This window comes from Shewanella sp. MM_2022_3 (assembly GCF_022557375.1).
GTDB lineage: Bacteria > Pseudomonadota > Gammaproteobacteria > Enterobacterales > Shewanellaceae > Shewanella > Shewanella xiamenensis.
In genome coordinates this window covers 24,706-33,594 of record NZ_JAKZGV010000048.1, presented here as the reverse complement: position 1 = coordinate 33,594, position 8,889 = coordinate 24,706, and the positions used below count along the sequence as shown (strand labels likewise).

The window sequence follows — 8,889 nt, the reverse complement described above, 5'->3', positions numbered from 1 at the left end:
ATTCTTATTTACTTATAGACGTTCCTAACAAGTAATTTGGGGTATTACCAGTCTGCCAGATCACATATTTAGTCATGGCATGTTGAAATATGTCAGTGCTTGTTAGCTCAGTTAACCATGCCATAAGCCGTGGGAAATCACCGTTCAAATCCCGTTTGGCATCCACCGCAGTAAATTGGCGGATAAAAGGCACAATGGCAAAATCAGCAAGGCTTAACGCAGGGCTGATAAGATAAGGATGTTGCTGAAGCTGTGCTTCGAGCCGTACCAGAAAAGTGCTGGCCTTGGCGAAATAATCCGCCTGCGAGTATTCAGGATACCGATCTGCATATTTGTACTTATCCAGCCAAGGTTTAAATTCAACATCATTCTGCACAATAAGCTCATTAATCAGGCTTTGCGCTGAGGTGGTTTGTCCGAGTAACTGCTGTGCGGCTGGCGAGTCAGCCTTATGCAGTCCCCAGAGCATAATATCCAAGCTCTCAGCAATCACCTCTCCAGTAGGGAGCTGCAATACGGGCACTGTGCCCTTGGGGGAGATGGCTAACATCTCTGCGGGTTTCGCTTTAAGGGTGATTTCTCTCACTTCCACTTGGCATTGGCCGAGCAATAGCCCAAGTCTAGCGCGCATAGCATAAGGACAGCGGCGAAAACTGTAGAGTATGGGTAAGGGCATAGTCTTATTCCTTAATGCAATGATAAAAACGATTTAGTCACGACTGTGGGTTAAAAGTTGGCAATAGTAGTGACTTTAAAACAGAAATACTGCGTTTATTACTGATTTTTCCACCGTTTGCCTGTAAATAAGCAATGACCTTGGTTTTTGTCTGTGTTTATCCGACTGTGACTCAGGTAGAATTTCGCCCTATTTTTGCGACCTAGCTTAGGCTTGGGTGATTATTGGTTAATGCACTGGAAATTAAGTTCCAGCCAGCAGTTGAGGGTGTTATGTCTAACGTTGTTGTTTGTGCTTTATATAAGTTTGTTTCATTACCGCATTTTGAGTCGCTGCGTGAGCCACTCCTGTCCATGATGGAACAGGCCGAGATTAAAGGCACATTGTTGCTGGCAAGTGAGGGGATTAACGGCACTGTGGCCGGCACTCAAGCGGCTATCGACGCACTGCTGGCTTGGCTGAATAACCAAAATGGCCTTGAAAACATCGTTTACAAGTTATCCTTTGACGACGAAATGCCTTTCTACCGCACCAAGGTGAAGCTGAAAAAAGAAATCGTCACCATGGGCGTCGAGGGTATCGATCCGCTTAAAGTGGTGGGCACTTACGTTAAGCCACAGGACTGGAACGCGCTGATTTCCGATCCTGAAGTCATCCTAGTGGATACCCGTAACGACTATGAGGTGCAAATCGGCACCTTTAAAAATGCCATTAACCCCGTGACCGAAACCTTCAGAGAATTCCCTGAGTATGTTAAGCAGAATCTCGATCCTGCCAAGCATAAAAAAGTGGCGATGTTCTGTACTGGCGGTATTCGCTGCGAAAAATCAACCGCTTATTTAAAAGAGCAAGGCTTTGAAGAAGTGTATCACCTCGAAGGTGGCATCCTTAAATACTTGGAAGAAGTCAAACAGGAAGAAAGCCTGTGGGAAGGCGAATGTTTTGTCTTCGATAACCGTGTGGCGGTCGACCATGATTTAAAGAAAGGGCAATACGATCAATGCAATGCTTGTCGTATGCCAATCACTGAAGCGGAAAAACTATCCCCAGCTTATGTGCAAGGCGTGAGTTGCCCACATTGTATTGATAAGATTTCTGAGGAGCAGCGAAAGCGTTTTGTTGAACGTGAACGCCAAGTGAATTTAGCTAAATCCCGTAATGAGGCTCATATCGGTAGTGATGTGAATCATGTGATTGAAGCCCGTCGACAAAAGAAAGAAGCACAGCGCAAACAAGCTGCAGAGAAAAACAAAACCAAGCAAGCTAACACTTAACGCATGCACAGCTAAGGTGATGCTGTTCAATTATGAACAGCCTCACTTTTTTTACTGGACGATTATGCAGCAGAAATGGCAAGCTAAAGGCTGTCAAAAGGAAGGGCAGGCAAGCACTGGCCCTTACTTTCTGTCATGATAGCCGCTTGTCACCTGAGTTAAATGGCGACATGTCACTCCTTGTTTCGTAAGCACGAGTTTGCTAGAACGATCAAAATTTAATTCTGAATGTCTTAAAGAATGTCCTATATGGCAAAATCGATTGGTCGCGCTAATGATAAAAATGACCACTGGTTATCTTTAATGAACATCCGCCCCATTGACGGGGCGGTAAAGCATTTACCAATGGACTTTGCCAATATTTAAGAGTGTTCAACCTAATATTAAACGTTATGACGTTTGCCAGAGCGTTTCAGTTTTTCAGCTTCTAGCTTCGCGGCTTTCTCGGCGGCCTTTTCAGCCAGAATGCGTTCCACTTCGGCTTTTTCGATTTCAGCCATCGCAGGCGTTTCAAGGGATAACAGGCCAATTCGACCTGAGCGGTAATCGTGTAATACGACTTCCGAGGCTTTATGCAAATCGATGCGACCACCGGGACGCAGGGCGCCACGTTTACGGCCGATTTCTTCGAGTAACGCCATATCATCCTTAGGTAACTCGCTGATGTTATAGCGCTCGCAAATTTCCTTCGGGTACGCCTTTAAGAAATAACCAGCGGCAAACAGTGCCACATCTTCGTATTCCATGGCGGTATCTTTAATGGCACCCGTGACGGCGAGGCGATAGCTACTGGCTTCATTATCGACTTTAGGCCATAGAATCCCTGGTGTGTCCGAGAGCACAATGCCGTTACGTAGATTAATACGCTGCTGGCTTTTGGTGACGGCGGGTTCGTTACCGGTTTTGGCGATAACACGACCAGCTAAGGTATTGATAATGGTGGACTTACCCACGTTAGGGATCCCCATGATCATAGTGCGAATGTCCTTTTCGGTCTTATCGCGACTCGGCACTAACTTACGGCAAAGATCCGGTAGCATTTTCAACATACCGGGTTGCAGTGTAGTAATCGCAGTCGCTTTTACCCCTTGTTCACGTTCAAGATATTCAATCCATTGGGCAGTGATATCAGGATCGGCTAAGTCGGATTTATTCAGTAGCTTAATACAAGGTTTGTCGCCACGAAGCTTTGACACCATGGGGTTTTCACTACTGTAGGGAATACGGGCGTCCAGCACCTCAATCACCAGATCGACCTGAGGCATAGCCTCTTCGATCTCTTTGCGTGCCTTGTGCATGTGCCCCGGATACCATTGAATTGCCATGATAGCGCCTTGTTCTAAATGACCTAAAGACGGCTATTCTACCTTGAAGGCGACGAATGTCATAAAAAAAGCGCCCGAAGGCGCTTAATTGCTTAATCTTGATGCGAATTTGAGCTTATCACTCATTTCGCTAACGCGTAGTTGAAATTACAGGACGCCCAGCTCGCGTAATCTTTCCATTAAGTAGCTGTCGGCGGTATAACGCTCAGATAGCACAACCGAAGGCTTAGGATGTAAGAATAGGGGCAGAGAAATACGCGACTTAGTCTTATCCGTGCCTTCTGGGTTAATCACGCGGTGTGAGGTCGATGGGAAATAACCGCCCGAGGCTTCCTGCAACATATCACCAATGTTGATGATAATATTGCCAAAATCGCTTGGTACATCTAACCAAGAACCGTCTTTGGCTTTGACTTGCAGCCCAGGCTCGTTGGCCGCGGGTAGCACAGTGATGAGGTTAATATCTTCGTGAGCCGCAGCGCGGATAGCGCCCATTTCTTCATCGCCCGTCATCGGTGGGTAATGCAGGATGCGCAGTAGGGTTTTGTGGCTGTCGGCGATCATTGCTGGCAGCGGAATCGAGAACTTAGCTTTAACCTCGTCTGGCGAGTAGGTTTCAATCCACTCTAACAGTTCAGCGGCCAGCGCATTGGCTTTTTCATAGTAAGCTAGAATATTGGCACGCAGTGAATCAGGAATACGACCCCAAGGGTACACGTGGTAATACTCTTTTATGTCTTTAACCGTGTGGCCTTTTGCGGTTTCTGAAATCGACGCGGGAAAGAAGCCATCGTGGGTTTCACGATTGAACATAAACTCGTTCTTAGCGTCAGAATTGAAAAAGGCTTGCCACTCAGTGTAAATGTTTTCGACCAGTTCCTTATCGATAGGGTGGTTAGAGAGTACACCAAAGCCCGTTTCACGTAGGGATTCCACAAAGTGTTTGGCGCTATCGGCTGCGCGATAATCAATGGTTTCTAATTTCATATTGTTTCTACTTGTTATATATGGTTGTTAACCAAACACTTTCTAAGGATGACGGTAAGGAGTCATTGCCACTTATCTCATTATCGGTATGGTGCGCTCAGCCCTAGTGCAAAAGCGGTCCAAATAGAAAGGATTTGGGTAGAGAATTGACCCGCAGCAAGTGTAGCTTTGCACTGTGCGCGGTGCAAACACTCAAGACAATGGACTGAGATTACTGCTGAATTTTCCTCCAGTTATTTAAGCATTGACTCAATCAACAGGATTTTATCGACTAAAGCGGCTACTATGCCAAAAAGCCAATTCAGGCCGAGGCGCAATAAACCTGAGGAACAAACGGTCTTATGCAGGCGAATACCTTAAGAGCTAAAGGAGACTTTTATGAACAAACTGACTGATTTTGAACGCTATGTCATAGAAGAAAAGGGCACAGAACGTCCCTTTAGCGGGGAGTATTATCAGCATGACGCTAAAGGCGTGTATTTGTGCAAAAAATGCCATGCGCCTTTGTATCGCTCAGAAGATAAGTTTAATGCCCACTGTGGGTGGCCAGCCTTCGATGATGAAATTCCAGGCGCAGTGAGTCGCCATGTCGACGCCGATGGTCGCCGTACCGAAATTGTCTGTAGTCAGTGTGGCGGTCATTTAGGCCATGTGTTTGAAGGGGAATATTTAACGCCGAAGAATATTCGTCATTGCGTTAATTCTGTCTCCATGGTGTTTCAAGCGGCCGATGAGGTGACAACATCGACTCATAAAACGGCCTTTGCCACCTTTGGTGCGGGCTGTTTTTGGTGTGTTGAAGCGATTTTTAAGAGCCTGAAGGGCGTGCTGAATGTCAGCTCTGGTTACTCAGGTGGGGATGCTAGCGATGCCGATTATAAGTCGGTGTGTTCGGGATTAACTGGGCATGCCGAAGTGGTGCACATCGAGTTTGACCCCGCACAAATCAGCTTTACAACGCTGCTACAGGTGTTATTTGAGAGTCACGATCCTACCACGCTCAACCGCCAAGGTAATGATAAAGGGCCGCAGTATCGCTCCGTCGTCTTTGCCCATGATGCGGCGCAGATTGAAGAGACCAATGCCATGATTGCAAAATTAACCGAGGCACAGGTATTTGATGCGCCGATCGTCACCCAAGTGGTGGCTTTTGAGTCTTTTTATCCCGCTGAGGATTATCACAATGATTATTTCGCTCTGCATGGCGAGCAGCCCTATTGCCAGATTGTGGTGCGACCAAAGGTTGAAAAGATCAGAGCTCTCTTTGCCGAGCTACAAGCATAGGCTTAATGTGCGAGCAAATTGACGGATAAAAAACGCCACCGATAGGGTGGCGTTTTCGTTGATGGCTTGGCTGATAGACTGAAGACTCAGCGCATTAGCGGGATTGCGCTAACCACTCGGCATATTGTTTCGCGTAATAGCTGACGATTAAATCGGCGCCAGCCCGCTTTAACCCGATAAAGGTTTCGGTGACGACGGCGCGCTCATCGAGGGCGCCCGCCAGTGCAGCAAATTTAATACCGGCATATTCGCCGCCAACCTGATAAGCCGCTAAGGGAAGGTGGGTTTGCTGCCTTAGGCGACTTAACACATCCAAATACGGTGTGCCGGGCTTTACCATCAAAATATCCGCGCCTTCCTCTTCATCGAGCAGTGCTTCGAGCAAGGCTTGGCGACCATTGGCGTAGTCGAGCTGGTAGCCTTTACGGTTTCCGCTAAGTTCACAATCCACCGCGGCCCTAAAAGGCCCATAGAAGGAAGAGGCGAACTTGGCAGCATGGGCCAAAATGGCAATGTGCTCAAAGCCTGCCTGATCCAGTCCTTGGCGGATAGCTTTAATTTGGCCGTCCATCATGGCCGATGGCGCCAGCATATCGGCTCCCGCTTTGGCGGCGGTAATGGATTGTTTGACTAAGTTAGCCACGGTTTGATCGTTACAGACTTCGTCATGGTGCAATACGCCGCAGTGTCCGTGGTCGGTATATTCACAAAAACAAATATCGGGGATCACCATCATCTCTGGCGCGGCGGTTTTGATGGTGCGGATCATCCGTGCGAGTAAGCCATTGTCATCCCAAGTGTCGCTGCCCTGTGCATCTTTGGTGTGGGAAATACCAAAGGGCATCACATAACGGATCCCTAGGGCGTAAAGCCTATGAATTTCATCGGCAAGCGCACTCTCGGGCAGACGGCTGATCCCCGGCAAGGTTGAAATGGGTACGGCTTGGTTGATGTGTTCTTCGATGAAGAATGGATGAACCAAGTCGCTTAGGGAAATCTGGGTTTCACGCACGAGATCACGCATGGCCTCGGTGCGGCGTAGGCGTCTTAAACGGCGAAGGGGTTTAAGGGGATTTTCTCTGGTACTGCTCATTGAATTTCCTTATTTACAGAGTGCAAAGCATCACGCGAAGCTTCGCGTAAGTGGGAGAGAGTTAAAACGATGCTTAGGTTGTACTTGTTGGTGCTTTAGTGAACTTGATTAAGTGAGACAAAAGCTTCAGCACTGTTTGCTCAGACCTAAAATAGGGCAAAAGTTTCCCTGTATTTGGACCAAGGCCGAAGAGGTTGTTGAGTTAGTGATGGCGATCACAAACCCAGCGCTAAGCCAATCGAGTCATTCACCGCTGTTTTTAAGCCTTTGCTTTCGATTATTTGATGTTATCATTTGCGCCAATTTACACTTGGTATAGTGCAGGGCTTTAATAAGTCGCTATTCTTCTGCCCAACTATACCCACAGCGCGGTTTTTATATGACAACACCCCAAGACTCTGTTTGTATTCTCGCCCTCGACACTTGTACCGAAGCTTGTTCGGCTGCCCTGTATTATCAAGGACAGGTTTTTGCTGAGTTAGCCGATGCGCCTCGGGAGCATAGTCAGCGTTTATTGCCTATGGTGGAAGCCGTATTAAAACAAGCCAATGTCGGCTTAGATAAACTGGATGCGATTGCCTACGGCCGTGGGCCAGGCAGTTTTACGGGGATCCGTATTTGTACCAGCATGACTCAAGGTTTAGCCCTAGGGTTAGACTTACCCGTGATCGGCATTTCCACCTTAGCGGCCATGGCACAAATGGCGATTGCTGAGCACGCTGCCGAGCAAGTGCTCTGTTGTATCGATGCGCGCATGGGAGAAGTGTACTGGGGTCAATTCGTTGCCGTCGATGGCATTGCCACCTTAGTCGGTAAAGAGGTAGTGAGCGCGCCAGAGCAGGTCGAGCTGGCATTCGATCTTAATAAAGCCATTGTCGGCTGTGGCACTGGGTTTGATGCTTATCCCGAGTTATTAGCGTTAGGCAGCGGCATTACCTCCTTAGCGGCGGTGAAGTATCCCGATGCCCGAGCCATGTTAGCGCTGGCCGAAGCGGGTATCAAAGCGGGATTAACCACCAGTGTCGATGTACTCGAGCCTGTATATCTTCGTGATACTGTGACATGGAAAAAGTTACCGGGACGTGAATAAACTGTTCATTATTCTCCGTGATACGTTAGAATCTAAACTGTCTGCATTGGCTCACAATGTAGACATCAAATCTTAGTTAGGCGTTTGTCACAACAGCCTAATAATACTAACTAGGACTACTAGGATATTAACTGGGCATTTCGATGCAGGTAAATTCGCTTCAAACGAGTTTGACACAAGCGGTTGCGAGTAATCGCACCGCGATCATTCAGGGAATGTCGCCCACGGAAGCGCCGCGCCCTGTGATTGAGCTCGATGCGGTTTCAGCTTTAGCCCTTGATGATACCGATGAAGGATCATCACAAAACCTACAATCCAGACTCGGTGCCCAAATCGAATACGAGCAAAGTACCCGAGGACACCAAGGTGCTATCGCCCAATACCTACAAACGCAACATGCCGCCAAACGTGAAGAGATTCAGCAGATGGTGGGTGTGGATATTTATGCCTGATAGTGCATCCGTGTCTTCTCAATCCCGTTTTACACCTCGTTTAACTGGCGGCCTTCCGAGCCGCGGTTTGTTTTTCATCGAACTGATGCTGGCCCTCATTTTGACGCGCATTCCTTACCTGAGTGTGCCTTTTAAGTGGTTAGAGAGCTATTTCCACGAGTTGTCCCATGGGATAGCGACAGTGCTCAGTGGTGGCATAGTGAGTCATATTCAACTCTTTCCCAATGGTGCGGGTTTTTGCTTTAGCCAAGGTGGCTCGCCACTGGTGATTGGATTTGCGGGCTATTTTGGCGCAGCCTGTTGGGGATACCTTATTTATCTGTTGGCGACTTGGCCTAAGGGCATTCGCCTAAGCTTTGCGTTTTTAGGCGGTTTAGTGGTGCTAAGTGGCCTGCTGTGGGGGCGAGATTTGCTCACCTTAGCCATTTTAGCGGTACTGACGATAGTGTTGTTACTGCCGTTAAAACTCAGCAAAAATAAAATCCTCACGCAATTTTTACGCATTATTGGTTTGATGATCATGCTCAATGCGCTGGCAAGCCCAACGGTATTGCTCGGACTCGAAGGGCAGGGCGATGCGGTGCTGCTGGCTGATCGTTCATGGATACCAGCGTGGATTTGGGTCGCCATTTGGCTGTTTTGCAGTATCTGCGCCTTGTATATGGCTTGGAGGCGGGTGGATTCCGCCATCTCTCGTTAATACATCGC

General features: G+C 47.9%; 9 protein-coding genes. 5 read left to right on the top strand and 4 right to left on the bottom strand.

Going from position 1 to position 8,889, the window contains the following annotated elements; genetic code table 11:
- Positions 1-4: 4 nt before the first annotated feature.
- Entirely contained in the window at positions 5-676 is a 672-nt protein-coding gene (locus MMG82_RS17795; protein WP_037418325.1) for a glutathione S-transferase, read from the bottom strand.
- A gap of 272 nt (positions 677-948) precedes the next feature.
- Here MMG82_RS17795 and MMG82_RS17790 point away from each other — a divergent pair, with 272 nt between their 5' ends.
- Positions 949-1,950: a rhodanese-related sulfurtransferase gene (locus MMG82_RS17790; RefSeq protein WP_241407228.1), complete on the top strand. Its 1,002-nt coding sequence runs from the start codon at positions 949-951 to the stop codon at positions 1,948-1,950.
- 383 nt (positions 1,951-2,333) lie between these two features.
- Here MMG82_RS17790 and ylqF read toward each other — a convergent pair whose 3' ends face one another.
- Together ylqF and MMG82_RS17780 are read right to left on the bottom strand one after the other, a co-directional pair.
- Positions 2,334-3,275 carry a ribosome biogenesis GTPase YlqF gene (gene ylqF / locus MMG82_RS17785; RefSeq protein ID WP_011622949.1) on the bottom strand — a complete coding sequence of 314 codons (942 nt, stop codon included), beginning with the start codon at positions 3,273-3,275 and terminating at the stop codon, positions 2,334-2,336.
- A gap of 147 nt (positions 3,276-3,422) precedes the next feature.
- A complete protein-coding gene (locus MMG82_RS17780) occupies positions 3,423-4,262 on the bottom strand; it encodes a 2OG-Fe(II) oxygenase family protein (RefSeq protein ID WP_241407227.1) in 840 nt (279 codons plus the stop codon).
- A gap of 378 nt (positions 4,263-4,640) precedes the next feature.
- Between MMG82_RS17780 and MMG82_RS17775 the strand changes: the two genes are divergently transcribed.
- Complete coding sequence (locus tag MMG82_RS17775) at positions 4,641-5,546, top strand: bifunctional methionine sulfoxide reductase B/A protein (RefSeq protein ID WP_047533675.1); 906 nt, start codon at positions 4,641-4,643, stop codon at positions 5,544-5,546.
- Between the two features lie 94 nt (positions 5,547-5,640).
- Here the strand turns inward: MMG82_RS17775 and hemB are convergent, their stop codons facing one another.
- On the bottom strand, positions 5,641-6,639 hold the full coding sequence (gene hemB, locus MMG82_RS17770; RefSeq protein WP_047533677.1) for a porphobilinogen synthase: 999 nt from the start codon (positions 6,637-6,639) through the stop codon (positions 5,641-5,643).
- 379 nt (positions 6,640-7,018) lie between these two features.
- On the opposite strand from hemB, the gene tsaB reads away from it, so the two are divergent.
- From tsaB to MMG82_RS17755, 3 genes are all read left to right on the top strand, one after another.
- Positions 7,019-7,729: a tRNA (adenosine(37)-N6)-threonylcarbamoyltransferase complex dimerization subunit type 1 TsaB gene (gene tsaB / locus MMG82_RS17765; RefSeq protein WP_241407226.1), complete on the top strand. Its 711-nt coding sequence runs from the start codon at positions 7,019-7,021 to the stop codon at positions 7,727-7,729.
- Positions 7,730-7,872: 143 nt separating this feature from the next.
- Entirely contained in the window at positions 7,873-8,181 is a 309-nt protein-coding gene (locus MMG82_RS17760) for a hypothetical protein (protein ID WP_241407225.1), read from the top strand.
- Positions 8,174-8,881 (top strand): M50 family metallopeptidase, encoded by a 708-nt coding sequence (locus MMG82_RS17755; protein ID WP_241407224.1) that lies wholly within the window; start codon positions 8,174-8,176, stop codon positions 8,879-8,881. The genes MMG82_RS17760 and MMG82_RS17755 overlap by 8 nt, the downstream gene beginning before the upstream one ends.
- Positions 8,882-8,889: the final 8 nt, after the last annotated feature.

Excerpts from the sequence above, each read along its gene's own strand:
- MMG82_RS17755 (WP_241407224.1), top strand. The coding sequence starts at position 8,174 with ATGCCTGATAGTGCATCCGTGTCTTCTCAATCCCGTTTTACACCTCGT.
- MMG82_RS17780 (WP_241407227.1), bottom strand. The coding sequence starts at position 4,262 with ATGAAATTAGAAACCATTGATTATCGCGCAGCCGATAGCGCCAAACAC.
- hemB (WP_047533677.1), bottom strand. The coding sequence starts at position 6,639 with ATGAGCAGTACCAGAGAAAATCCCCTTAAACCCCTTCGCCGTTTAAGA.
- MMG82_RS17790 (WP_241407228.1), top strand. The coding sequence starts at position 949 with ATGTCTAACGTTGTTGTTTGTGCTTTATATAAGTTTGTTTCATTACCG.
- tsaB (WP_241407226.1), top strand. The coding sequence starts at position 7,019 with ATGACAACACCCCAAGACTCTGTTTGTATTCTCGCCCTCGACACTTGT.
- MMG82_RS17760 (WP_241407225.1), top strand. The coding sequence starts at position 7,873 with ATGCAGGTAAATTCGCTTCAAACGAGTTTGACACAAGCGGTTGCGAGT.
- MMG82_RS17775 (WP_047533675.1), top strand. The coding sequence starts at position 4,641 with ATGAACAAACTGACTGATTTTGAACGCTATGTCATAGAAGAAAAGGGC.
- MMG82_RS17795 (WP_037418325.1), bottom strand. The coding sequence starts at position 676 with ATGCCCTTACCCATACTCTACAGTTTTCGCCGCTGTCCTTATGCTATG.
- ylqF (WP_011622949.1), bottom strand. The coding sequence starts at position 3,275 with ATGGCAATTCAATGGTATCCGGGGCACATGCACAAGGCACGCAAAGAG.